The following is a 24,245-nucleotide window of genomic DNA, read 5'->3' on the forward strand; positions in this document are numbered from 1 at the left end:
TGCTCTGCTTGACCTCCAGCGCGACGTCGTCATGATCCGCTTAGAAACCTTGGAAACTTCGACATCTGCTTCGCCAACGCAGGCAGCATCGCTTGCGATTTGCCGTAACCGGCTGCGGAGCCCTTTATCGAACGACCAGTGATGTAGTTCGAACCGTCGGTCTCGATCGCACCAAAGCGGAGATCTTCGAAAAGATGACGAAAACCGTGGTTCGGGCCGGGTTTCGGGTAAACCAACTCCGGCAGGACCTGTTCCCTTATCCAGTCGCGGAGGTTACCGTCCATACGCGCGTTGGTGAATATCTTACCCCCGGGCCTGCTGTCGACAAAGTTGATCAGTCCTTCATCGACAAGCGCAGGATGAACAGGGACTGTCCGGCTCGTTTTCGTCTTCGTCGTGCGATCGCCGCCATGCCGAATATGATAGAACCAGTCCTGCCCGATTTGGAAGAAGTCCTCCTTGGTCAATTGAAGGATCTCTCTCACGCGCGCGCCGCTATAAGCGAGCATCCACGGCACCCAGCGCTTATAACTGGCATCTTGCGCCCGCGCTGCGATCAAAACCCTCTCGGCCTGCGCGACGGTGTAGGTGCGTTCTGCGCTGTCGCGTTCCTCAAGCTCAGGAAGCTCGAAGCCATCGAGAGGCACCCCTGCAGGAAAGAGCTTCTCGCTCGACTGTGACTGCCCCCAGTTCAGCACCGATTTGATGCAACTGACTTTGTCGCGCACCGTCTTTGTCGCGAAATCGTTGTCGATCAGCTCGTCACGCCAACGTTCAACTTCTTCCTTCGTCACTGTCGCGGCACGCGGGCTCTTGCGCCACTCTACGAATTCCTTGGTGATCGTGCGATACTTGCGAAAGGTGCTCTCGGACTTCGTCCGGCCGAGGCCCCGCCGCGAGCGCTTCTCCTGTTCGTCGATGATGTCGGCGAACGAAGTGAGGTCGAGCTTGGCATTGCCCTTCCGAAGCATCGCGTCTTCCGGGACACCGCCAAAGTTTCCTTCGTCGCGCTCGTTTTGACGCTTAAGCAATTCGATCTCTGCGCGCATCAGACGATCACACAACTTGATGAACTCCTCGGAGAAGTTCTCTGGATCGAGCGGGTCCTCTCGCGTGATCGGCAGCGACTGACTTTCGATCAGATGCTCGGCCTCGTGCGCGATCAAGGCGTATTCTCGTCTAAAGTGGTGCGCGCGCAATTCATCCAGGCGGATACGCCTGTGCTCCTGTGCTATCTCCGTTAGATCCAAGTTGCCGATTTCGTCGAGCAACAGATCCAGCGCCTTAAATGGATCAGCATTTGCACCGGCTTGACGAAGACGAGCAGCGAGCCGACCGACCGCCTCTTCCATCCAAGCATCCTTCTGCGCCGCAAGCGGGCGCTTGTCACGTTCTGCCAGATCGGCCTGCTCTTGCTGGTGGTAGTAATACCGCGCCAAGGTTTCGGCATCGGCGGTGCTCAACTCAGGCTTTCGGCTGGCCTGTTCAAACTGATGCTCCCATTCGGCAATAACCGTGCGTGCCTGCTTGCGCGCCACGCGCTCGTCGCTCGTTCGCAGCGACTTGCTGAACTCCTCCTTCCCGAAGGCTTTCACGAGGTCAGTCGGCACGCGCAATCGTGCATACCAGATGCCGTTCTTGCCCCGCTTTTGGATGTAGTCCGCCTTCTTGCTCATCACCCGCCTGTGTAGCAGCCTGTGGTGCAGGTGGTGTATCAGCCAACCCGAAAAACATCAAGATTCCGGTATGTTGCTGTATTTCAAGGGGTCGAGTGGGTGACAGAGGAGAGTTCGAGTCTCTCATCACCCACCAGACCGCGCCGACAGTCCCGGACAGGGTCCGAACGACCGAATAAAGACGCTTGATTCGCCGTCAATTCCGTCATGACCCGGCGCAAATCGTTAAAATGCCGGTGACGTCACCCTGAAGCGGTCCTGTTTCTGTGTATCTCGCCACAATTCGCACAGCTTGCACCGGGAAAGGTTCGCCAATGGCGCAACGTCCGGGCCTTTTGCGCGAAATCCGACAGTCGCGGCAAAAACAGGCATGAATCCTCTAGGTTGTAATTCATTCAACCTATAGGATATATCCACCCTTTATGGCGCCATCCGCATACATCTTTTCAGTCGAAGCAACGGGTGGAGGCGATGATCCTGTCTGCAGTCCTTGGCGTTTCGCTGTTCGCCAGCCTGTCGGTGGCCGTGGCGATCATCCTGACCCAGCGGTTTCATGGGCATCTGACCCATGACAGCCATGACGGCGTGCAAAAACTTCACAAATTCCCGACCCCAAGGGTCGGCGGGGTGGCGCTGCTGGCCGGGGCCTGCGCGGGCGGGCTGCTTCTGCCCGAGGAGAGCCGCAGCCTGTGGTGGGGGATGGCGCTTTCTGCCCTGCCCGCCTTCGCCTGCGGCCTGCTCGAAGACATCACCAAGCGCACCGGCGTCAGATTGCGGTTTCTGGCCACGATCTGCGCCGGGTTGATCTTCTGTCTGCTCACCGGTCAGCATATCGCCCGCGTCGATATCGTCGGGCTTGACCGGATCTTCGCCGTCACACCCTTCGCGGTGCTGTTCACCGCCGTCGCCATCGGCGGCATCGCCAATGCGATCAACCTGATCGACGGGGTGAACGGGCTCGCCTCGGGCACGTCGATCATCATCCTGTCGGGCTTTGCGATCCTGGCCGCAGAGGTCGGAGACAGGCAGATTCTGGGCATCAGCCTGATCCTTGCCGGGGCGCTGGGCGGGTTCTTCCTGACCAATTTTCCGATGGGGCGGATCTTTCTGGGCGATGCCGGGGCCTATGCCACCGGCTTCATGCTGGCGGCGCTGGCCGTCGCCCTGCCCGCCCGCAACCCGGAAATCACCCCGCTGGTCGGCCTTTTGGCGCTGTCCTATCCGGTGACCGAAACCCTCGTCTCGATCCACCGCCGTCTGGTGCGCGCGGGCACAAGCCCGGGCCAGCCCGACCGGCTGCATCTGCACAGCCTGATCTACCGCTCGCGGGCGCGGCGGCTGGCGGCGCGGCTGGGCGTGCCGAAGATGCGCAATGCGATGTCGGGGATGGTGGTGATGACGCTGCCGCTTGGCTCGACCGCGCTGATGCTGCTGTGCGCCACAAGCCCGATCCTGACGCTGCTTTCGATCATACTGGTGAGCACCGTCTATCTGATCCTTTACCGCAAGGTGGCGCTGCTGGGCCCTTTCGGCCTTGGCCCGCGTCCCGCAACGGTCCCGGAGATCTGAAGCCGCAGGCCGGGGTTACGGCAGCAGATAGCTGCGATAGGGCAGGAAACAGGCCTGCGCATGGGCCGACAGCAGCTGCCAGGCAATCGTGTAGACCGCATGGATCAGCACCGGCAAGAGCCGCCCCCAGATCTGCCACGCCGGGGGAAAAATCAGATGCGACAGCGACACGAAGGTGAGGATGCTGATCGGCATGACGTAATAGGTCAGCCGGTGCAGCGCCAGCGACGACAGCACCAGCAGCGGCGCCAGCGCCAGCGCGATGATCGCAAAGAGCTTCATCAACTCGAAATGCTGCGGAAAGGCCGCCTGCACCTGCCGGTGATGAAACAGGAACAGCACCGTCGGAAGCAGCACCAGAAGATAGCGGAACCCCGCCCCGCCCGAGGTCATCTCGCCATAGATCTGTTCGACATAGCGATCCTGATAGACCTCGATCCGGTCGGCGATCAGATAGGCCGCGACCGGCCCCGCCAGCATCACCCCCAGGCCCAGCCGCAGCGTGGAAATCTGCCGTCCGGCCAGAAAGGCGATCGGCAGGAAGGCCGCGACCGAGGCGTGAAACTGGGCGCCAAACAGGATCCACAGGCCGGTCGCAAGGCGCTGCCCCTTGAGAAACGGCACCGTCGCCGCCGCCAGCGCCGCCGTGGCCAGCCCCTGCCGGATGCCCGACATGCTCAGTTGCATCAGCACGACCGGAAACAGCAGCGCGAGGATCATCAGCGGGTTATATTGCGCGCGCAGGAACAGGAAATACATCCCCATCGTCAGCGCCGCGGCAATCAGGTTGAGCCAGAGGAAATCCAGCCCCACCGCCACGACAAGGCGCAGCAGAAGCTGAAACCCCGGCTCGGCCTCGGACAGCGCGGTCAGCACGGGCACGCTCGGGTCGATGCTTTCGAAGCGCAGCAGATAGGGGCCGAAATCGCAGCCGACATGGTCGCGCGTGCCGATGAAAACCACAAGCCCCAGCACAGCGGCCACGAGCCAAAGGCCGGTGTCGCGGCGCGAGACGAAAAGCCCCAGCGCCACCAGAAAGGCATAGACCGCCACATACATCCTCAGCCCCCGGTCGCCGGGGCCAGAGGGGCGCCCAGGTCGGCCATATGGGCGCTTGCAAAGCCGTAGCGGTCGCGCAGCTGCGCGAAATGCGCCAGCAGCGCGTCAAGCTGCGCCAGATTGGCCTCGGTATCGCGGCCCATGTTGTGGGGATGCCACCACAGATGATAGCACCGCCCCGCCCGCGCGGCCGCCGTCATCTCGCGCATCACCCGCGCCAGATGCAGCCGCGAATAAAGCGGCAGCCGCAGGTTCCACGGCCGCAGGAAGCGGCTTGCGGGCACGTCGATGCCGCCATGCCGCGGCACCGGCGCGGCGAAATCGACCCGCCCGGCAAGGGGCACCACCGCATCGGCAAACCTTAGTCCGCGCAGCAGCGCGGTGGTTCCGCCCGCCCCCCGCGGCCGATGCAGATAGCTTGCGGGCGTGCCGCGGAAAATCGCGATCCCCTGCGCCGCGGCTTCCTGCACATGCGCCGGGCTGATCTGGTTGCGCGGAAAGACGATGCTGCGCAGCCGATGCCCGGCCGCTGCCGCAATCGCCCGCGCCGCGCCCAGATCGGCCGCGAAAGCCGCCAGATCCGGCCCCGGTTCCAGACAGAGGTAATGCGAAAAGGTATGGGTGCCGATTTCCTGCCCCTCGGTCTGCGCCACACGGTCGAGCAGCGAGCGGCCGAAATGCCAGGGGTCCTCGGTCTCGTTGCGGCCGATCCCGGTCAGGATGTCGCGATAGGGCGAGAGCCGCGGATCGGCATAGGCCGGACGCAGGCGGGGCACATGGTCCAGCATCTCGTCGCGGTCGCGGGCGAAAAGCAGCCCGACCGTCGCCCAGGTGGCGCGGATGCGGGCGCGGGCGAAACGCTCTAGCAGAGCGGGCAGCGCCCGGCGCCCCCCCAGCACCGCATCGCCATAGTCGCGCAGGCTGCGGTGATCGCGCACCCCCCACATCAGCTCGAAATCGAGCGACAGGATCAGATGGCCGCTCATCCTGCCCCCTTGTCGGAAAATTTCGCCAGCCGTTTCAGCGCCTTGGTGAAAAAGCTGCCAAGCTCGCCCAGCGCGGGCAAGGGATCGTCCGGAGCAAAGACTGCCCAGACCCGTTCCCGCGCCGGGCCCAGACAGCCGATGTCGGGCGGCGGCAGCAGAAAGCCCGGGTGCAGCCGGTAAAACAGCGCCGAGGCAAGATCCTTGAGCGCATGGCGCCAGCGCAGCCCGTCGCGCTGCGGGATTTCGGGCGCCGCGGGCAGCCCCGCCAGCTCGCGCCAGGCCGCCAGCACGACATCGCGCCCGCTGGCCGAAGTGAGGGCAAACCACAGCGAGGGACGGACGTTGATCTCGATCAGCGCCAGCGCGCCGGTCTCGGGATGGCGCTTGAATTCCGCGGCCGCGATGCCGTGATAGCCCAGCGCCTGCAAAAACCGCGCGGTGATCGCCGCGGTTTCGGGTTCAGGCGCGCCTTGCACCAGCGAAGCCGAGCCGAAACCGGGCGGAAACTGCCGCAGCTTGCGCGCGGTAAAGCTCTGGCGCGGCACGCCCGCGGCATCGACATGGGCGCACCAGAGCGTGATCGCGCTTTCCGGCCCCGGCACGATTTCCTGCACCAAGAGCGTGCCCGCCCCGTCGGGGATCCGGGGCAGGATGCGCTGCAGCGCCCCGGCATCGGCCAGCGCCCAGCCCTTGCGGCCGCCCATCCGGTGCTTGATCGCATGGATGCGCGCGGGCTTGATCAGCACCGGAAAGCGCAGATCTGGGACAAGCCCGGGCAAGGCATCGCGCGTGCAACTCCACAGCCGCGGATAGGCGATGCCATGCGCCGCGCAAAGCGCATAGAAGCTGTCCTTTGACAGCATCGCCGCCGCCAGCCCGTCGCGATAGGAGCGCTGAAAGGCAAACCGCCGCGCCAGCCGTTCGGCATGGGTGATGACGAAATCGACATCCTGATCCGAGGTCGGGATCAGCACCGGCCGGCCCGGCTGCCCCCTCGGGGGTTTCGGGGGCCAGCGCCTCGAGCGCGGCCAGCCGCCCGGCGGGATCGGCCAGGGTGATGCAGCGCGTCAGATGGCGCGACAGCCGCCCCGGCTGCGCGGGCTCGCCCAGCCCGATGACCGGCACCCCGGCGCGGCCAAGCGTGCGCACGACATGCAGCCCGGTGGGCGAAAGCCCCATCACCACCGCGGGGGGCCGGATCGGCAGGGGCGCTCATCGGACCTCCTTGCGTCTGTCGCGGATGTCATGAAACAGCCCGCACAGCCGCTGCGCCTGCCGGGCGGGGGCAAAGCGGGCCGCGACCTCGGCCCGGGCCGCCCGCCCCACCCGGGCCCGCAAGGCCGGATCGACCAGCAGCCGTTCGATCGTGTCTTCCCATTCTGCCGCGGTCGCGCACAGAAAGCCGGTCTCGCCGGGGCGGATCAGCTCCAGATTGTAGCCCAGAGCCGCCACCACCGGCACCACCCCCGCCGCCATGTAGCTTCGCGCCTTGCCGCCCGATTTGCCCTTCGACCAGTCTTCCAGCGGCAAGGGCATCAGCCCGATATCATAGCGCGCAAGGGCCGCGCCTTCGGCCGCAAGCGACCAGTCCTGCAGCTGCCAGGGCACCCCGGGCATGGCAAAGGCGCCCCCGCCCATGATCTCCCAGCGCAGATCGGGATGGCGGGCGGCGATGCGGGCCAGCGGCGCGGCGATCAGATGCAGATATTTCACCGTCGAGGGCGAGCCGAGCCAGCCGATCGTCACCGGCCCCGCCGCGTCGCGGGGCGCACGGGCGGGGATGCGCGTGATGTCCTCGGCCACTTCGACGGTCTCGGCGCGGCCGCCCTCGGCGCGGGCGACATCGCGCAGCCAGTCGTTGCCCGCCACCGTGCAATCGGCCAGCCGGAACATCTCGCGCGTCTTGCCGGGGGCGCGCAGCAGCGTCGCCAGCGGCGTGTAGCGGCTGGGCTTGGCGATGAAGAGCGCATCGTCGTAATCGAAGATCAGCACCGCGCCGCGCCGTTTCAGCCAGCGCTCGATCAGCGGCGGGCCAAAGGGGAAAAGTTCGCGCTGCAGGTAAAGGCTGTCATAGCGCCGCCAGTGCCGCAGCGCCCAAAGCCTGCGCAGCAGCGCAAACCCCGTCGCAACCAGCTTCGCGCCGATCCGCCCCGGCTTCTGGCTGAGCCGGTAAAGCGCGCCGTCCATGAAGCTTTGCACGGTGCATTCGACCCCCAGCGCGCGCAGATGCGGCAGATACTGGAAGACGCGATAGCGGCTTGACGCCCCCTCGACCGGGTAGCGCGTCAGGAACAGCACCGAAAGCGGGCGGCCGGTCATGCGGGCCCCGCCGCGGCCAGACGGTCGTAGATGCGGGAATATTCCGCCACGCCCCGGGCCAGGGAAAACCGCGCCTCGGCGGCGGCACGGCAGCGCGCCGCGGTATCGTGCCGCCCGGCCAGCGCGATCAGATCCGCCAGCGCGGCATCCAGCCCCGCGGTGACCAGACGCCCCTGCCCGTCCACCGGCAGCGTGATCCCGGTGCCGGTCTCGGCGAAATCACTCTCGACATCGCCCACGCCCGCATTGGCCAGACAGGGCTTGCCGCAGCCCAGAAACTCGCCCATCCGGGTCGGACAGGAGGCGCGCTTGGACCAGGCGGGCTTGATGAAGAAGATCCCCGCATCCATCCGCGCGATCTGCCCGGCCACATCGTCAAAGGCGACCTCGCGCAGCTCGACCCGGGCCATGTCGACGCCCGCCGCCTGCAGATCCTGGCGGATCTGCGCATGCGCCCCCTTGTTGAGCACCAAAAACCGCGCATCCGGGCGCAGATCGAAAAGCCGGTGCACCGCCCGCGCCACATCGTCGAACATGTACCAGCTGCCCGAGGAGCCGACATAGCCCAGCGTGAACCCCGTGCGCGCGGCGGGCATCGGGCGGAACAGATCCAGATTGGTGCAGGTCGGGATCACCGAGACCGGCGGCAGCCGCCCCTGCAGATAGTCGAAAGCCGCGACTTCGCGCAGCCCCGCCCGCGTCAGCGAAACGAGATGATCGGCATTGCAGAACAGCACCCGTTCGAGGCGCTTGGACAGCCGGTAAGACAGGGCGTTGCGCGACCACAGGCCGCCATCCACCCGCTCGTCGGCCCAAAAGCCGCGCATGTCGAAGATCAGCCGCGCCCCGGTGCGCCGCTTCACCGCCAGCCCGATCAAGGCGCCGACATAGCTGCGGCCATGCACGATCTGCACCCCGCCCGCGCGGGCCAGGCGGATGGCGGCGCGCATGCCCGAAAGCAGGTCGAACAGCGCGACGGGCAGCGCGGCGGGTAGCACGGCGGGCAGGCCCGGGCGGCCGTGCCAGACCCGCCAGTGCCAGTCGATCCCGGCGGCCCGGCAGCGCGCCTGCAACGCCGCGTGGCGGGCGGTATCGGCCAGATTGGCGGGCTTTTCGAAGCTGAGCACCGTCATCCGATGCGTCGCGGCCAGAGCCAGGACATATTGCAGAACCTGGCTTTGCCCCAGAGGGTCCATCAGGCCGGTGTAGCTGAGATAAAGGACGCGGGCCATGCGATCACCGCGGTCCGGGGGGGCTGGCGGGCGGGCCAAGGATCTCGGCATAGACTTGCTTGAGCCGGGCGGCGACGGCGGGCAGATCGAAGGCGGCGGCGGCGCGGGCGGTGCCCAGCGCGCCCAGACGCGCCCGCAGATCGGGATCGTCCGCCAGAAGGGCAAGCGCCGCGGCAAGCGCGTCGGGATCGGCCACCGGAACCACGATCCCGGCCGGGCCCAGCGTCTCGGGCAGGCCGCCCGCGGCGCTGGCCACCACCGCGCGCCCCAGCGCCATCGCCTCGAGCGCGGTCAGCCCGAAGCCCTCGTGGCGCGAGGGCACGGCGACGATATCGGCCGCGGCGACGATCCGCAGCAGCGCCGCATGTTCCAGCGCGCCGGTGAACCGGACCCGATCGCCAAGGCCAAGCGCCCGCACCTGCGCCGCGACGCGCCCGCGCAAGGGGCCATCGCCCGCGATCGTCAGCCCGGGGCAAAGGCCGCGGGCGCGCAGCCGCGCCAGCGCCGCGATCAGGTCTTCATGGCCCTTTTCCGCCACGATCCGCCCGGGCAGGACGATCCGCACCGCGCTGCCGCGGGCCGGAACCGGCGGATCGGCGGGCATAAGGCGGCGCAGCGCCGTGACATCGACCGGATTGGGCAGCACATCGACGCGGGCCAGACCAAGCGCCTGCCGGGCATGCCCGGCCACCGCCGCCGAGACCGCCAGACAGCGGTCGATGCCACGCGGATAAAGCACCTGCGCCAGCTTGCGGCGCGCCCGAAGCCCCGGACCGGGCCGGTTCGCCCCGGCATAGGCGAGATTGTGGAAGGTGACGCAACTGCGCAGAGGCGCCAGCCGCAAGACCCGCAGCAGCGCCGTCGCCACCGCCGGAAAATACAGATGCGCATGCAGCAGATCCGCCCCCTCGCGCCGGGCCAGGGCGGCGATCTCGCGGGCCATGCCGATCAGGTTCCAGCGATGGCGCGGCGCCAGCCGGATCACCGCAATCCCCGCCGCGCGCAGCGGCACGGCCAGATCCATCGGCCCGCCGCGCACCAGCACCGCGCCCTCGACCCCCTGCCGGCGCAACTCGGGCAAAAGCGTCACCAGCGCCTGCTCGGCCCCGCCACGCCCCAGAGTGTCGATCACCTGCAAGACCTTCATCGCCGCGGCTCCGGCGCGACAAGGCGGCGAATGACCCGGGCCGGGGCCCCCACCGCCACCACATTGTCGGGCAAATCGCGGCTGACCACCGAATTCGCGCCGACGATGACATTGTTGCCGATCGTCACCCCCTTCAGCACCGTCACCTTCGCCCCCAGCCAGACATTGTCGCCCAGGCGGATCGGCGCGGTCACGAAGCCGTTGCGGGCCGTTGGCGGGTCGAAGCCGAACCGATGGTCCTGATCGCGCAAGGTGACATATTCGGCGATCAGCACATCGCGCCCGATCACGATCGAGTGCCGCGCCACAAGGATCGCGCCCGGACCGACATGGCCGCCCGGCCCGATTTCCAGCCGCCCCGCCAGAACCTGAAGCTGCGCATCGCGGTCGATCTGCGTTCCCGCCCCGATCACCAGCCGCCCGCCGCCGCGCAGCCGCACCCGCGCCCCCCGCCGCCACCCCGACCCCGGCCCCCAGCGCCGCCCGGCCCAGCTGCGCGCGCCACAGCGCCGCCCGCAGACGGGCCCGCCAGCGATGCCACAGGGCGAGGCTTCGGCTCAGCATGCGCAGTCCTCCCGCAGGCGGCGCAAGAGCGCCTGATCCTCGGCCAAGGCGGCGCGGATCTCGGCCGCAAGGCCTTGATCCAGCCCATCGGGGCGGCGCTGATAGCCGGGTGTTTCGTTCAGCCGCCCCAGCTTGCGCGCCAGTCCCAGCCGTTCCAGCCCGAGACCGCGCCGCACCGCCCGCGCCGCCCAGAGCACCGGGGGCGGTGGGCGCCGCACCAGCCGCGCCAGCATCCGCGAGCGCGGCCGCCGCCCCGCATGCAGGCGGGCGAAATCGCTGCGGCCATCGTCGGGCAGGCCCAGAAAGGCCAGGACGCGCAGATAGCTGGCGCGCGGCGCACCGACCCAATCCTCGAAGCCCAGCACCATCACCTGTGCGGGCGGAAAGACCTGCAGCCAGCGCTGCAGATGCGCGCCGAACCGCGCCACGGCGGGATAATCCAGAAACCGCGGCTCGCGGCAATGCGGCGGCAGACCGGCCCCCTCCCGCCGCCCCGAGGCGGCCCAGGCGGTGGCGAAATCGGCAATGTTTTCATCAAGGTTCAGCAGCAGCTGGTTGTGGTAGGACAGCAGGAAATCCAAAGGCTCGCGCACGAACAGCAACAGCCGCGCCTGTGGCGCAAAGCGGGCGATATTGCCGGGCGCCTCCTGCGAATAAAGATATTGCACCGAGGCCTCGCCCACGGCGGCCTTGCCGGTGCAGTGGCGAAACTGGGCCAGATAGTCCGTCTCCTGGCGCAGCCAGCGGAAAGCCTTGAAATCGGTGCAGAAATAATGCGGCTCTTTTTGTCGCGAAAAGCCGATGGCGGGGTGGCTTTGCAGATAATGCACCCAGGCGGTGGTGCCGCATTTCGGCGCGCCGATGATGAAGAAATTCGGGGCGGTCATGGCGTCACCGGTTTGCGCAGGACGCCGAAGATCGTGGTGTCGATGCCGGTGCGCCGCAAGGCGCTGCGCCAGAGCATCAGGTTCCACACCACCATCGCGGTGCTGGCGGCAATCGCCGCCCCCATCGCCCCGCCCGCCGCCCCGCCCCCGGGCACCAGCGCCAGCGCGACGACCAGATTGGTCGCCGTGCCGACCGCGATGCCCTGCAGGGTGAAGCGCTCGTTGCCGGTCATGTTGAGCAGGCTGATCGTGGTTCCGAAAAAGGCGTTCACGCATTGCCCGACCAAAAGCACCATCAACAGCGGCCAGGAGGCCAGGTAATCGGGACCATACAGAAAGCTCAGCAGCGGCTGGCCCCAGACCACCAGCACCGCCACCGCGGGCAAAAGCGCCGCAAGCGACAGCGCCGCCCCGATCGCCACCAGCCGCTGCAGCGCCGCCCTTTCGCCGCGCGCCTGCATATGCGCGATGCGCGGGGCGATCATCAGGCTGACCAGCCCCAGACCGACGACGGCCAGACCATTGGCCGATTGCGCGATCTTGAAATGGGCGACATCGGTGGCGGCGGCAAAGCTGCCAAGAATGACCACCCCCAGATGCTGCCCCAGCCCCTGCACCGCGACCAGCCCGGCCAGCGGCCAGATCGCCCGCGCCCAGGCCGGATCGACCGGCGCAGGCGCCGCCTCGCGCAGCTGGCGGGGCCGGTGGCGCGCCAGAAGCCAGATCCCGAAGCCAAAGGCAATCGCCGCCGCCAGCACCGAAAGCGCCATCGCCAGCCCCGGCCCCACCCTCTGCCCGCCGATCCCCCAGGCCAGCGCGATCAGCACCAGCGTCGCCGCCGGGCGCAGGATCGTTTCCGACACCTGCCCCAGCATGATCCGGTGCAACCCGCGCAGCGCCGCATCGCGCGCCAGACCCAGCGCGATCAGCGGCACCAGCGGCGCGCCGATCAGCGCCACCGCAACGGCATTGCCCGGCGCGAAAAGCGCGATCCCCCCCAGCCCCGCCACCAGCGCCAGTGGCGCCATCAGCACGATCCGCCGCGTCGCCCAGGCCCAGACCGCGCGCATCCGCCCCCAGTCCCCGACCGCCGCGCTGCCCGAGGTTTCGCGCAGCACCAGCGTCGGAATTCCCATCTGCACCGGAATCCCGATCAGCGACAACAGGCTGAGCGCCAGCGCATAGCTGCCGTAGCCCTCGACCCCCATGGCTCTCGCCAGCACCACCGAGGCCAGAACGGTCAGGCCGATGGCCGCCCCGCGGATGACCAGAAGGCCCCCCCCGGCGATCAGGATGGCGCGACGTGACGTGGGGGCTTGCGCCGGCATCACAACCTCAAGTCGGTGTCTTCCGCTGGAAATATCAACTTAAGGTCGTATAGCACATGCGTGCCCTTGCCAAGATGGCGCAGCGCCGCCGCGCCGCGGGCCCGAAAGGCCTCATGCGCCACCGCCAGCACGATGCCGTCATAACGGCCCGGCGGCGGCGCGGCGAGCAGCTCAAGCCCATAGGCCTGCCGCGCCTCGGCCGGATCGGCAAGCGGGTCGTGGACATCGACCAGGACACCGTAGTCGCGCAATTCGGCAACCAGATCGACAACGCGGGTGTTGCGCAGATCGGGGCAGTTTTCCTTGAAGGTCAGCCCCAGAACCAGCACCCGCGCGCCGCTCACCTCGATGCGTTTCTTCAGCATCGCCTTGATCAGCTGGCCCGCGACATAGGCCCCCATGCCGTCGTTGATCCGCCGCCCGGCCAGGATCACATCGGGGTGGTAGCCCATCGCCTCGGCCTTGTGGGTCAGGTAATAGGGATCGACGCCGATGCAATGTCCGCCCACAAGCCCCGGACGAAACGGCAGAAAATTCCATTTCGTCCCGGCCGCCTTCAGCACCGCCCCGGTGTCGAGCCCCATCCGGTTGAAGATGATCGCCAATTCGTTGACCAGCGCGATATTCAGATCGCGCTGGGTGTTCTCGATCACCTTGGCGGCCTCGGCGATGCGGATGCTTTCGGCCTTCCAGGTCCCGGCGGTGATGATGCTGGCATAAAGCGCATCCACCGTCTCGGCGGTTTCGGGGGTCGACCCGGCGGTGACCTTGCAGATCGTGCTCAGCCGATGCGCCTTGTCGCCGGGGTTGATCCGCTCGGGGCTGTAGCCGCAAAAGAAATCGACGTTGAAGCGCAGCCCCGAGACCCGTTCCAGCACCGGCACGCAATCCTCTTCGGTGGCGCCGGGATAGACGGTGCTTTCATAGATCACGATGTCGCCCGGCTTCAGCACCCGTCCCACGGTTTCCGAGGCCCGCAGCAGCGGCCCCAGATCGGGGCGCTTGTGCGCGTCGATCGGGGTCGGCACGGTGACGATGAAGATCTGCGCCGCGCGCAACGCCGCAGGCGCGGCGCTGAAGCGCAGATGCCGCGCCGCGGCCAGCTCGGCCTCGCTCACCTCGCGCGTGCGATCGCGCCCCGCCGCCAGCTCCGCAATGCGACCGGCGTCGATGTCGAAGCCGATCACCGGGCGGTGCTTGCCGAATTCGACGGCCAGCGGCAGACCGACATAGCCCAGTCCGATGACGGCAAGCTGCGCAGGGGGGGCGGCCTGCCCTGTTGTCAGATGCCCGGCCATGCACAGCCCCTTTCGTCGCGCGCAAAACCGTCAAGAATGGGCAGCTCCAGCATCTGCGCGCCGGTCATGCAGGCCCCGGCACGGGTCAAATGCGCCCCGTCATAAGAAAGAAGACGCCCCTCGGTATCGAATAAGGGGCAGCCCTGCGGGCAGATATTTTCCAGAAGATCGACGAATTGCCCGGCGGCAAGAGACGTTCGAAGCGTGTCATTTATAGCCCGGATCTCCGGGGAAACCGGGAAACGCGCCTGTCGGATCTGGTCCGCGGGAAGGCGCAGCAAGGCCCGCCGGTTCGGCGCGAAGGATTTCGGCCCCAGCACGAAGACGCGGGTCCGCTCCGGCAATGCCATGGCGCGAAGCGATGCGGCAAAACGGGCGGCAGACCACATTTGCCACTTCGACGCAAAGAAAACGACCTCGGCCTGTCGAATCATTGCCACGGCCTCCGTGTCGAGAAAACCGCGCGCACACAGGCGACGATCCTCGGGGGCGATGAAACTGTCCAGTTCGTCCCTTTCAAGTCCGTAATGCAACTGGCACCGGGCCGGAACAGGGAGCGTCGTGACAGCATACCCCGAAAATCCGCCGTTTTCGACAATCATGTTGAACAGGTCCTGGCCGAAACTGTCGCCGAGGATCACCAGATCGGGCCGACAAAATGCAGATGCCGGAACAGCCGCTCGGGCAGCGGGACAGCGATGCGGCGCAGGGCATTCGCAACGGGGCGAACCAGGGCGCGAAGCAACTGCTTCCCTCCCTTGCGGCTCACTTTCCGGAATAGTCGCGATACCATTGCACGAACCGCGCGATGCCGTCGCGGAAATCGGTCTGCGGGCGGTAGCCGGTCAGGCTTTGCAACAGCGTCGCATCGGCCCAGGTCGCGGGCACGTCGCCCTTCTGCATCGGCATGTAATTGCGGATCGCGGTCTTGCCCAAGGCGGCCTCGATCGCATCGACGAAATCCAGCAGCCGCACCTTGTCGGAATTGCCGATATTGACGATGCGGAACGGCGCCACCGGCGACAGGCTGTCGCCCTCGGGCACCACGCCGCCTTCGGGACGCACCGGCACGGCGTCGATCAACAGACGGATGCCGCGCACGAGGTCATCGACATAGGTGAAGTCGCGATACATCTCGCCGTGGTTGTAGATGTCGATCGGACGATCCTCGAGGATCGCATCGACGAATTTGTAAAGCGCCAGATCCGGCCGCCCCCAGGGACCGTAAACGGTGAAGAACCGAAACATCGTGGTCGGCAGGTTCCACAGATGCGCATAGGCATGGGCCATGCTTTCATTGGCCTTTTTCGTCGCCGCATAGATCGTCAGCTGGGCATCGGCCTTGTCCGTCTCGGAAAACGGCATCTCGGTATTGGCGCCGTAAACCGAGGAGGTCGAGGCCATCAGCAGATGGCCGACCTGCAGCCGCCGCGCCGCCTCCATCACGGTGAAGGTGCCGATCACATTGCTGTCGAGATAGGCGCGCGGATTTTCAAGGCTGTAGCGCACCCCCGCCTGGGCGGCCAGATGCACGATCACATCGGGGCGGAAATCGTCGGCCAGCGCATCGAAGCGGGCCTGATCCTCCAGCATCCCCTCCACCGCGCTGAAATTCGGGTCTTGCAGCAAGATCGCATGGCGGCGGCGCTTCAGGGCGACATCGTAATAATCGGTCATCCCGTCATAGCCCTGCACGCGAAAGCCCTCGGCCAGCAGCAGTTTCGCCAGATGAAAGCCGATGAACCCGGCGGTTCCGGTGATCAGGATGCGCCTTTGGTTCACGTCGTTTCTCCGGTCAAAAAGAACCGCCTTGCGGCAAGGCCGTCGAAGGGGGGTATGACCGTGATGCCCGCTTCAAGACCGGTTCGTCAAGCCGCGATCATGCGGCACGGCCGGGGGGCAGGCCGATCTCGGCCAGGGCCGCGCGATAGGCCGCGACCACGCGTTCCTCGTCATAGGCGCGTTCCATATGGGCGCGGGCGCTTTGCCCCATCGCGGCCCGTTGCGCCGCTGGCAGGTCCAGAAAGCGCAGCATCGTCTCGGCCAGGCTGCCTGCATCGCGCGCCCGGCACAGCAGCCCCGAGACCCCGGGTTCGACCACCGCCCGGCAGCCCGGAACATCGGTGGCGATCAGCGGCCGCGCCATCGCCGCCGCCTCGATCAGCGTCCGCGGCGCCCCCTCGCGGTAGGAGGGCAGGACGACGCAAGCGGCGGCGGCGATGAAGGGGCGGACATCCTCGGTGGTGCCCAGATACGCGACCCAGCCCGCGTCGATCCAGCCCTGCAAGGTTGCGGCCCCGATCGCGCTGCGGTTTTCGGCCGCCACCGGGCCCAGCAGCTGGAAGCGTGCCTGCGGATGGCGGGCCTGCACCCGCCGCGCCGCCTCGACGAATTCGACCACGCCCTTGTCGCGCAAAAGCCGGGCGATCAGCAGAAAGACCGGCGCCGCCGTCGCGGGATAGGGCGCGGGGGCGAAATGGCGCAGGTCGATCCCCGAGCCCGGCAGAAGCCGCACCTGCGCCGCCCGCACCAGCCCGCGCGCCTGAAACAGCGCCGCATCCTCGGCATTCTGGAAGAACACCACCGGCACGGCGGCAAAGGCCTGCCGATACAGCCCCTCGACCAGATGCCGCAGCAGGCCGCCCGACAGGAAGGCCGTGCCGAGCCCGCTGACATTGGGCAGAAACGGCACCCCCAGAGACCGCGCCGCCAGCGCGCCGAAGATGTTGTTCTTGATCGTATAACTCAGGATCACGTCGGGCCGTTCGCGGGCGAAAATCCGCCGCAGCCGCAGCATCAGCGCCAGATCGCGGAGCGGATTGATCCCCTTGACATCCATCCGCAGCGGCAGCACCCGGCAGCCAAGCGCGCAAAGCTTGCCAACGCTGTCGTCGGGCGGGGCAAGGATGGTGACCGCATGGCCGTCGCGCAGCAGGGCCGCGACCACGGGACGCCGGAAATTCCAGATGTTCCAGGCGGTGTTGACCGTCATCAGCACATGCATCGGCAGGGCTCCGGGCGTCTCGATCCGGGGACAGGACCGTGCTAGCACGAACCCGCCCGGCCGCAAAGACGCAGATCGGCGCCGCTGCTCAGAGCTGCGCCGAGCCGGGCGCCAGAGCCCCAACAGGCGCCGGGGCGGCGGCATCGGCGGGCACGCGGTCAGGCCGGTCTGCCCGCGGCGGCACCGCCACGTCGCAGCCGGGGGGCTGATCCTCGACCAGATCGAACCAGGCGTTCAGCATCACCCAAAGCAGGGCGCAGACCGGGAAAAGAAGCAAGGCAAGCATGCTGTCAGAAACCTCCCGCAACTCGTGCCGCGCAGCATGGGTGTTCGTGCACTACAACCCGAAGTTTCTAAGGTCAAGTTAACGCCGCCGCAAGAACGGGCGGTCCGGGCGCAAGGGCTGCGCTTTGGGGGCCGCACGTTGGGGGCCAAGATCCGGAAGGCCCGGAATTTAGGAAATTTTATGACGATTGAGCGCTGCTTCCGGCCTGCGCTGCAAACGACTCCTTAAGACCCTTGTTGTTTCCATGCATCCGGGTGTCGGGGAAACAGGGCGGTGAGGGCCCTTCCCCGGCTTGAAGTGGGACCGAAGGGGTGGTTCGTATGCATAAACATGTGTCCCGGTTACGGGAAAGATGGAGTATTGCCGCGCGCAAGGGGGGCCTTGCGGGCGGTCTGGTGAACAGTCTGGCGGGAAAGCGGGCGGCGGCGCGGGCGATGGCGGCGCTGGCGCTGGCGGCCACGGTCGGCACGGCGGCGCGGGCGGATTATCTGTTTCTGGCGGCGTCGAAGACGATGGTCGTCACCTCGGATCGCGGCGGCTATCTGACGCAACGCAGCGACCAGATCTCGCGGCTGCGCGCGGCGGGGGATCGGGTGGAGCTGCGCGGCACCTGCCTGTCGGCCTGCACGATGTATCTGAGCCTGCCCAATGTCTGCGTCGCGCCGACGGCGATTTTCGGCTTTCACGGCCCAAGCCTGAACGGCGTGCCGCTGCCGCCGCGGGATTTCGATTACTGGTCCGAGGTGATGGCCTCGAACTACAACCCGCCGCTGCGGTCGTGGTTCATGAAAAAGGCGCGCTACAACACCTCGGGCTATTATCAGGTCACCGGGGAACAACTGATCCGGCTGGGCTATCCGACCTGCTGAGCCCGGTCAAACCGATGATCCCGCCGCTCCGGGCCGCAATCCGGGGCGGCGGGACCTGACAGGGATCGGGACCGGAACGGGCGGCCCTATTGCGTGTCGGTGGTCGCGCCGCCGCCGCCGCCCGCCAGCGCCACCGCGGCCACACCGGCCGCCGCCACGCCGCCCAGCGCGCCAAGACCGCCGAGCAGCGGGAAAAACCCCGTCGCCCCGGTGGTGACACCGGCCGCGGCCGCGGCACCGGCCGCCGCCCCCTCGACCGATACCGCCGCGCCCGCGGGCACAACCGGAGATTTCGTGGCGGAACGCACCGCGCCAGAAACTTCCTGCGCCGAAAGGCTTGCTGGAAGGGCACACAGAAGCATGGCGCTGCAGATCTTCATCATGGCACTCTCCCTATGATTGTAATTTTCATAGCATGCCCGGGTGATTCTGCCCAGACGATCCTAGTCGGCGGTGCCGCTCAGGGCGGGGCCACGCCCGCAGGCAGGCGGAACGGGCCGATCTCGACAGAACCGAGCCCGGGCGACAGCCATTGCCGCGACTGCGCCACCCGCCCTGCCCCGTCCAGCAGATAGATGTTGGTGAAACTCTCGTCGCGGGCCTGACAGGTTTCCTCGAACCGGCGTAGCCCCGCCGTGCCCTCGGCCTGCCGCATCGTGCAGCCCGCCGTCAGCCAGGTCGAATGGTTGTCGCCGGTCAGATAGCGCATCTTGCGGCGGTAGATCCCGGGCGCCTCGCCCGCCAGCGCCGCCCGCGTCGCCTCGGGATCGGCCGCCATCAGATCCTGCCCAAGCCCCCGGCTGGCCACCAGAATGCCCTGGCGGAACGACAGGGTGATGTTGTCGACCGTGGTCCAGGTGGTGACCGCGCCGTTCTGGCCAAGCGGCCGCAAGACCGCCGTCGCCCCGCGCGCGGGCAGATCGGCACGCAGCAGCGGCGCGGTCAGGAAGGGCCGCGCGGCCTCGGCCCGTTGCGCCTGTTGCGCGGGGTCGGACAGGGTGCAACCGGTCAGGGCCGCAACAAGCGCCAGGGCTGCCATCGCTTTCGTCGTCATCGCCAGAACCGTCCCCAGGAGGCGTCAAGCGTCGAGGCCTGCTGGCCGCGCACGGTTTCGTAAAGCCGCCCCGGCACGTTCAGACGGGCGCCGCCATCGCGCTGCACCGGGCGGATCGTGGTCGAGATGGCGCGGCGGTCGGGCTTGCCGGTGATCCAGTCGATCGGGATCGTCAGGGTGATGCCCTTGTCAAAGGAGCCCTCGCCGAAGTCGCGCGCCGAGACATCGGTCAGCGTCGCAAAGGCGCCGATCTTCCAGCCGTTGTCGAATTCCCGCGCCAGCGTCAGCGTCGCGCCGATATCCCCCGCCAGATAACGGCCGACATCAAGCTGGCCGTAATAGCCGCGGTCGAACTGATAATAGGCCGAGACATGGCCGGTGCCGGTCGCATAATCGGCAAAGCCGAAGATCTCGTCGAAGGCGCGCTGCTGGACGTAGTTCAGCTCGGCCCCCAGCGCCAGACGGCTGTTTTGCGGCTTCCAGAGCAGCTCGGTCGAAACCCCGCCATACATCGTCTCAAGATAGCCCGCCGTCACCCGGCCGAACAGATCCTGCCCCGGGCGGAAGTACCAGGCGGCGGTCAGTTCGGGCACCGAAGTGTCGCCGCCCTTGGCGTAAAGATAGCCATCCGAGCGCACATGCGGCAGAACCGAGGTCGAGGGGCGGATCGTCTTGTCGAGATTGCCGACGAGCTTGCGGTGCAGCTTGCCCGCGATCACCAGCCCCGCCATCGGCTCGACGCGCAGCGACAGCGCCGCCCCGGCATCGGCCCGCAGCGGCGAATCCGGATCAAAGAAGCTGGGCGTCAGATAGGGGTCGAGCCCCCAGCTGAAGGCGGGATAGCGCGCCGGATCCGGGGCAAGCGGCACGGGCGCATCGGTGATGCGGCTGCGCGCCCGCATCAGATCGGGGGCGACGGGGTGGAATTCCAGCTCTTCCAGATCGGCGCGGCGCAGCACGACCGAGGTCACCGGCATGCCGTTCGCCGCCAGCCGGATATCGAACCGCGCGACCGCTTCCGGGGCAAGGCCGGTCAGCAGCCGGGCGGTGCGGCCCAAAGCCTGCGCGGCGATCGCGTAGCGGGCATTGTCGATCTGCACCCGCAGCGTCGCGCCGTCGCGTTCGAGACCGGACAGGCTCAGCCCCTCGGCCGCGAGCGCGCGGCGCAGCGCGGCGGGAAGATCGGCGTCCACAAGGTCGGGCGCCTGCCCCGCCAGCGCGGCCCGCGGCACCACCGGCGGCGGCGCCTTGTCCAGACCGGAGCCGTGACGCGGCCGTTTCGGGTTCAGCGCATAGCTGAATTGCAGCCCGATCTCGGAGCCGTAAAGATAGCGCGCCGACAGCGTCATGCGGTCGCTGCTGCGATAATCCACCCCGAAGTTCAGCGGCGATCTGCGGGTGAAGGCCGCACCATCCTCGCGCGCATAGTCATCCGAGGAATATTCCGCCACCAGCCGCAGCCGCTCGGTCGGGCGCCATTCGAGGCCGCCGAAAAAGGCGGCATCGCCATGAAACCAGGTTTTCGGCTCGAAGCCGCCGCCCAGACCGTTGCTGTGCCGTGCCCGGGTCCGGAAGTCGCCGCCCAGCGGATTTGAAAAACTGCCGAAAGAGCCAAGCCGCCCCCAGCCGATGCCGAACGTGCCCCGCCACTGCGGCGAAAAGGTCTTGGAAGCAACGACATATTCGCCGCCATAAATGCCGGTGCCGACGATGTCGTTGATGCCCAAAGCCAGCGCCGGGCGATGGTCCCCCTCGTCCAGAAAGCGGTAGTGCAGCGAAAAGCTGCGGTCGTAGCGATGCGGCACGACGCTGTCCCCGGGCTGCGGGCGCACCTCGTAAAGCAGCGCATAGCGGAACGAAGCCGAGAGCCGGTCGGAGATCTGGAACGTCAGCGCATTCCGGGTCTGGTTCCGGAAATGGCTGATCGAAAAGGCGAATTCGGCATCCTCGCGGCCAAGCGCGGCGGGCATGTCGATCAGCCCCGGCACGCCGAAACTGTTCATGCCCCAGCCGCGCCCATAGTCCTGCGCCGAAGCCGCCGCGCCAAGGCAGATCGCCGCAAGGGCGGAGAGGCCCGGCCATCCCCAGAGTTGACTATGCTGCCTCATCCTGTCCTTGCGCTGTTGCGGGGCGATGCCGCGGCGGGTCCGGGGCCTTCGGGAAATGTGCGGGGCCGCGGCCGATCCGTCAACCAAAAGCAGAGTGCGCCACACGCGGAAAGGGAAAAACGCCGCAGCCCGGGTCAGTCGCGGTCGGTGCGGTAGTCGTAGCGGACATCATAGGCCTGACTGGCGCCGCCGTATTTGCGGCCCTCGGCGACCTTGTAGCCATTGAGGATCGCCCCGGTGATCTTGCTGCCCGCGGTTTCGAAGGCGCGTTTGACCGCCTCGACCTCGCTTGCCATCGTCTCCAGATGCCGGGCAACGATGATCCGCGCCCCGGTGCAGCGGCCGATCACCACCGGATCGGTCACCGCAAGCGCGGGCGGGCTGTCGACGATCACCAGATCGAAGGCCGCCCCCAGCCGCTGCAGCAGCGCGCCGAACTCCGCCCGCATCAGCAATTCCGACGGGTTGGGCGGAAACCGCCCCGAGGCGATGACCTTCAGCCCCGGCACCGGACCGTCCTGCAGCACCGTCTCCAGCGGGTGTTCCTGCGCCAGATAGTCCGACAGACCCGGCGCGCCCTTCTCGATGCCGAAATAGCGCCGCAGATAGCCCCGGCGCAGATCGGCGTCGATCAGGCAGACGCGCTGCCCGGCCTGCGCGGCGACGACGGCGAAATTGGCCGAGATGAAGCTCTTGCCCGCCCCCGGCGCGGCCGAGGTGATCAGGATCGTGTGCGTCTCGGCATCGAGCATGCCGAAATGCAACGAGGTGCGCAGGCTGCGCAGCGCCTCGACCACCAGATCCTCGGGATGGCTCAGCGCCATCAGCGGCAGCCAGCCCTTGCGGCGGCGGTGATGCACGGCGTCGGGGGAATGGTTGATCGTGGCAAAGACCGGCAGGCCCAGCTTTTCGATCTCCTGCGCGCCGCGCAGCCCGCGGTTGCGCAGCCGCTGCCCCAGCACCGCCCCCGCCCCCAGCACCAGCCCCGCCAGCAGCGCCCCGCCAAGGATGCGGCCGGGGCGCGGCGCGATCATCACCCCGTTCGAATAGGCGGTGTCGATCACCCGCACCGAGCCCACGGTCGAGGCCTGCACCACCCGCAATTCCTGCTGCCGGTTCAAAAGCTGCACATAGACCTGTTGCGCCACTTCCAGATTGCGCGTCAGGTTGAAGATTTCCTTTTGCGTTTCCGGCAGGTTGGCGGTCGATCTTCGCAGATCGGAAAGCTGCGCCTCCAGCATGGCGCGGTTTTGCAAGAGCGCCTGATAGGCCGGGTGATTGACCGTGTAGCGGTCCTGCAGCTCCTCCTCCTTCAGCGCCAGCGCGTTCAGCTCGGTCTCGATCCGGGTGGCGCGGTCGAGCAGGGTCTTGGTCTCGTAATCGACATCGACCGATTGCTGCGCCTGCCGATAGGCATTGAGCGCATCTTGCGCCTGTTTCACCGATGCCGCCGCCAGCGGCAGCTGCTGGTCGACGAACTGCAGGCTGTTGCGCGCCTCGGCGGCGGAGCGCGAGATGTTCTGGCGCACATAGGCCCGGGCGATCGCATCCAGAATCCGCTCGGCCCGGCGCGGCGAGGGATCGTCATAGCTGACCCGCAGGATCGAGGAGCCCTTGGGGGTTTCCGCCACGGTGAAATGCGCCTGCAGCCGCTGCACCTCGGCCGCCAGAGAGCGCCGCGCGATCAGGAATTGCCGCCCCGGCGGACCTTCGAGCGCATCAAGCATGATCGTCACCGCCGGATCGGCGCGCGCCAGCCGCTGCCGGACCGGCCCCGCCAGGCTGTGCCCGTCGGGCAGATCCAGCCGGAACTGCCCCGGGGCGGTGATCGTCAGCACCATGTCGCGGTCGATCCACGCCTCGGGCACGTCGAATGCGCTGACCTGAATGGATTCAGTGCCGCGCCGATAGGCGGCAAAGGCGCCAAACCACAGATCGGGCAGGCCGATCCGCTCGGGCAAAAGCCCCAGCACCGGCCAGGGCCGCGGCCGCGCCGAAACCTGCAGGTTCAGCTCCTCGACCACCGCGGCCATCACGCTGCGCGAGGACATGATCGCCATTTCCGCCGTGCCCGAGGCCTTGGCGCCCGGATCGGCGTCGATCAGGCTCTGCATCCGCTCGGGCAGGCCAAGCGTGCCAGAGCGCGCCTCGATCTGCAAAAGCCCCGCGGCGCGATAGACCGGCTCGGCCCGCAGCAGGAAGAACAGCCCCGTTATCAGCGACAGCGCGGTGATGGTCACGATCCAGAGCCTGCCCGCCCAGAGATGCCGAAGAAATTCCATCAACTGGATGTCGTTTTCGCCGACAGGAAGAAGGCGGGGCGCGCTGCTCGTCATCTTGTGTCCCTGTCGCTGGCAAAAGCATCATTCATCAACAAACCGGCCCCGCACGGGCCCCGCGCGGCAGCACATGGCGCGTCATTTTACCCCAGAAAGCCGTGAAATCCAAGGCTCGGACGCGGCCAGGATCCGGTCGCGCGCCGCCCGATGCGCCGAGGCCGGGCCGTGGTAGGGATCGGCGACGCCCGTGCCGCCGATCCAGTGATCGAACAGCATCACCCGCCCCGAGAGCGCCGGAAAGCGGCGAAACATCTCGGCCCGGTGCGCGGGTTCCATCACCAGGATCAGGTCATGGGCGGCGCCGATCGCCTCGGTCAGCTGCCGCGCCACATGGCCACCCAGATCAATGCCGCATTCGGCGGCGGCGCGGGCGGTTTCGGCATCGGCGCCCCGCCCGACCAGGGCGGCCAGCCCCGCCGAACGGACCGCAAGCCCCGGCAGCCCCCGCGCCAGCACCCGCTCCCCCAGCGGCGAGCGGCAGATATTGCCGACACAGACCACAAGGACCGCGCCGAACATG

General features: G+C 67.5%; 22 protein-coding genes. 2 read left to right on the plus strand and 20 right to left on the minus strand.

Annotation, left to right across the window (positions count from 1 at the left end; genetic code table 11):
- Nucleotides 1-29: 29 nt before the first annotated feature.
- Entirely contained in the window at nt 30-1,676 is a 1,647-nt protein-coding gene (locus ACTTAG_RS10305; RefSeq protein ID WP_444462240.1) for a DUF6538 domain-containing protein, read from the minus strand.
- 471 nt (nt 1,677-2,147) lie between these two features.
- On the opposite strand from ACTTAG_RS10305, the gene ACTTAG_RS10310 reads away from it, so the two are divergent.
- Complete coding sequence (locus ACTTAG_RS10310) at nt 2,148-3,245, plus strand: MraY family glycosyltransferase (protein ID WP_444462241.1); 1,098 nt, start codon at nt 2,148-2,150, stop codon at nt 3,243-3,245.
- Between the two features lie 15 nt (nt 3,246-3,260).
- Here the strand turns inward: ACTTAG_RS10310 and ACTTAG_RS10315 are convergent, their stop codons facing one another.
- From ACTTAG_RS10315 to ACTTAG_RS10380, 14 genes are all read right to left on the minus strand, one after another.
- Nucleotides 3,261-4,304 carry an EpsG family protein gene (locus ACTTAG_RS10315; RefSeq protein WP_444462242.1) on the minus strand — a complete coding sequence of 348 codons (1,044 nt, stop codon included), beginning with the start codon at nt 4,302-4,304 and terminating at the stop codon, nt 3,261-3,263.
- 2 nt (nt 4,305-4,306) lie between these two features.
- Nucleotides 4,307-5,290 carry a hypothetical protein gene (locus ACTTAG_RS10320; protein WP_444462243.1) on the minus strand — a complete coding sequence of 328 codons (984 nt, stop codon included), beginning with the start codon at nt 5,288-5,290 and terminating at the stop codon, nt 4,307-4,309.
- The gene (locus tag ACTTAG_RS10325) at nt 5,287-6,264 is read right to left on the minus strand and encodes a carboxylate--amine ligase (RefSeq protein WP_444462244.1); all 978 of its coding nucleotides are present in this window, start codon (nt 6,262-6,264) and stop codon (nt 5,287-5,289) included. Before ACTTAG_RS10325 ends, ACTTAG_RS10320 begins: the two co-directional genes overlap by 4 nt.
- A 238-nt stretch (nt 6,265-6,502) precedes the next feature.
- Nucleotides 6,503-7,609: a glycosyltransferase gene (locus ACTTAG_RS10330; protein ID WP_444462245.1), complete on the minus strand. Its 1,107-nt coding sequence runs from the start codon at nt 7,607-7,609 to the stop codon at nt 6,503-6,505.
- Entirely contained in the window at nt 7,606-8,841 is a 1,236-nt protein-coding gene (locus ACTTAG_RS10335; protein ID WP_444462246.1) for a glycosyltransferase, read from the minus strand. The genes ACTTAG_RS10330 and ACTTAG_RS10335 overlap by 4 nt, the downstream gene beginning before the upstream one ends.
- 4 nt (nt 8,842-8,845) lie before the next feature.
- Nucleotides 8,846-9,988 carry a glycosyltransferase gene (locus ACTTAG_RS10340; protein WP_444462247.1) on the minus strand — a complete coding sequence of 381 codons (1,143 nt, stop codon included), beginning with the start codon at nt 9,986-9,988 and terminating at the stop codon, nt 8,846-8,848.
- On the minus strand, nt 9,985-10,428 hold the full coding sequence (locus tag ACTTAG_RS10345) for an acyltransferase (RefSeq protein WP_444462248.1): 444 nt from the start codon (nt 10,426-10,428) through the stop codon (nt 9,985-9,987). Before ACTTAG_RS10345 ends, ACTTAG_RS10340 begins: the two co-directional genes overlap by 4 nt.
- 117 nt (nt 10,429-10,545) lie before the next feature.
- The gene (locus tag ACTTAG_RS10350; RefSeq protein ID WP_444462249.1) at nt 10,546-11,439 is read right to left on the minus strand and encodes a sulfotransferase domain-containing protein; all 894 of its coding nucleotides are present in this window, start codon (nt 11,437-11,439) and stop codon (nt 10,546-10,548) included.
- The gene (locus ACTTAG_RS10355; RefSeq protein WP_444462250.1) at nt 11,436-12,767 is read right to left on the minus strand and encodes a lipopolysaccharide biosynthesis protein; all 1,332 of its coding nucleotides are present in this window, start codon (nt 12,765-12,767) and stop codon (nt 11,436-11,438) included. The genes ACTTAG_RS10350 and ACTTAG_RS10355 overlap by 4 nt, the downstream gene beginning before the upstream one ends.
- On the minus strand, nt 12,767-14,065 hold the full coding sequence (gene tviB, locus ACTTAG_RS10360; protein ID WP_444462251.1) for a Vi polysaccharide biosynthesis UDP-N-acetylglucosamine C-6 dehydrogenase TviB: 1,299 nt from the start codon (nt 14,063-14,065) through the stop codon (nt 12,767-12,769). Before tviB ends, ACTTAG_RS10355 begins: the two co-directional genes overlap by 1 nt.
- Complete coding sequence (locus ACTTAG_RS10365; RefSeq protein ID WP_444465232.1) at nt 14,050-14,889, minus strand: SGNH hydrolase domain-containing protein; 840 nt, start codon at nt 14,887-14,889, stop codon at nt 14,050-14,052. The genes tviB and ACTTAG_RS10365 overlap by 16 nt, the downstream gene beginning before the upstream one ends.
- Complete coding sequence (locus tag ACTTAG_RS10370; RefSeq protein WP_444462252.1) at nt 14,831-15,847, minus strand: NAD-dependent epimerase/dehydratase family protein; 1,017 nt, start codon at nt 15,845-15,847, stop codon at nt 14,831-14,833. The genes ACTTAG_RS10365 and ACTTAG_RS10370 overlap by 59 nt, the downstream gene beginning before the upstream one ends.
- A gap of 97 nt (nt 15,848-15,944) precedes the next feature.
- Nucleotides 15,945-17,069: a glycosyltransferase family 4 protein gene (locus tag ACTTAG_RS10375; RefSeq protein ID WP_444462253.1), complete on the minus strand. Its 1,125-nt coding sequence runs from the start codon at nt 17,067-17,069 to the stop codon at nt 15,945-15,947.
- Nucleotides 17,070-17,157: 88 nt separating this feature from the next.
- Nucleotides 17,158-17,355, minus strand: a complete 198-nt coding sequence (locus ACTTAG_RS10380) for a hypothetical protein (RefSeq protein WP_444462254.1) — start codon at nt 17,353-17,355, stop codon at nt 17,158-17,160.
- Nucleotides 17,356-17,750: 395 nt separating this feature from the next.
- On the opposite strand from ACTTAG_RS10380, the gene ACTTAG_RS10385 reads away from it, so the two are divergent.
- Nucleotides 17,751-18,224, plus strand: a complete 474-nt coding sequence (locus ACTTAG_RS10385) for a hypothetical protein (RefSeq protein ID WP_444462255.1) — start codon at nt 17,751-17,753, stop codon at nt 18,222-18,224.
- A gap of 86 nt (nt 18,225-18,310) precedes the next feature.
- Here ACTTAG_RS10385 and ACTTAG_RS10390 read toward each other — a convergent pair whose 3' ends face one another.
- The 5 genes from ACTTAG_RS10390 to ACTTAG_RS10410 all read right to left on the minus strand — a co-directional run bounded on the left by ACTTAG_RS10390 (nt 18,311) and on the right by ACTTAG_RS10410 (nt 24,244).
- The gene (locus ACTTAG_RS10390; RefSeq protein ID WP_444462256.1) at nt 18,311-18,607 is read right to left on the minus strand and encodes a hypothetical protein; all 297 of its coding nucleotides are present in this window, start codon (nt 18,605-18,607) and stop codon (nt 18,311-18,313) included.
- A gap of 77 nt (nt 18,608-18,684) precedes the next feature.
- Complete coding sequence (locus ACTTAG_RS10395; protein WP_444462257.1) at nt 18,685-19,278, minus strand: YjbF family lipoprotein; 594 nt, start codon at nt 19,276-19,278, stop codon at nt 18,685-18,687.
- Nucleotides 19,275-21,386: a YjbH domain-containing protein gene (locus ACTTAG_RS10400; protein WP_444462258.1), complete on the minus strand. Its 2,112-nt coding sequence runs from the start codon at nt 21,384-21,386 to the stop codon at nt 19,275-19,277. The genes ACTTAG_RS10395 and ACTTAG_RS10400 overlap by 4 nt, the downstream gene beginning before the upstream one ends.
- 134 nt (nt 21,387-21,520) lie before the next feature.
- Nucleotides 21,521-23,722: a polysaccharide biosynthesis tyrosine autokinase gene (locus tag ACTTAG_RS10405; RefSeq protein WP_444462259.1), complete on the minus strand. Its 2,202-nt coding sequence runs from the start codon at nt 23,720-23,722 to the stop codon at nt 21,521-21,523.
- Nucleotides 23,723-23,803: 81 nt separating this feature from the next.
- Nucleotides 23,804-24,244, minus strand: coding sequence for an arsenate reductase/protein-tyrosine-phosphatase family protein (locus ACTTAG_RS10410; protein WP_444462260.1), 441 nt, complete (start codon nt 24,242-24,244; stop codon nt 23,804-23,806).
- Between the last annotated feature and the right edge of the window lies 1 nt (nt 24,245).

Source organism: Rhodobacter capsulatus, assembly GCF_052363185.1.
GTDB classification, from domain to species: domain Bacteria; phylum Pseudomonadota; class Alphaproteobacteria; order Rhodobacterales; family Rhodobacteraceae; genus Rhodobacter; species Rhodobacter capsulatus_E.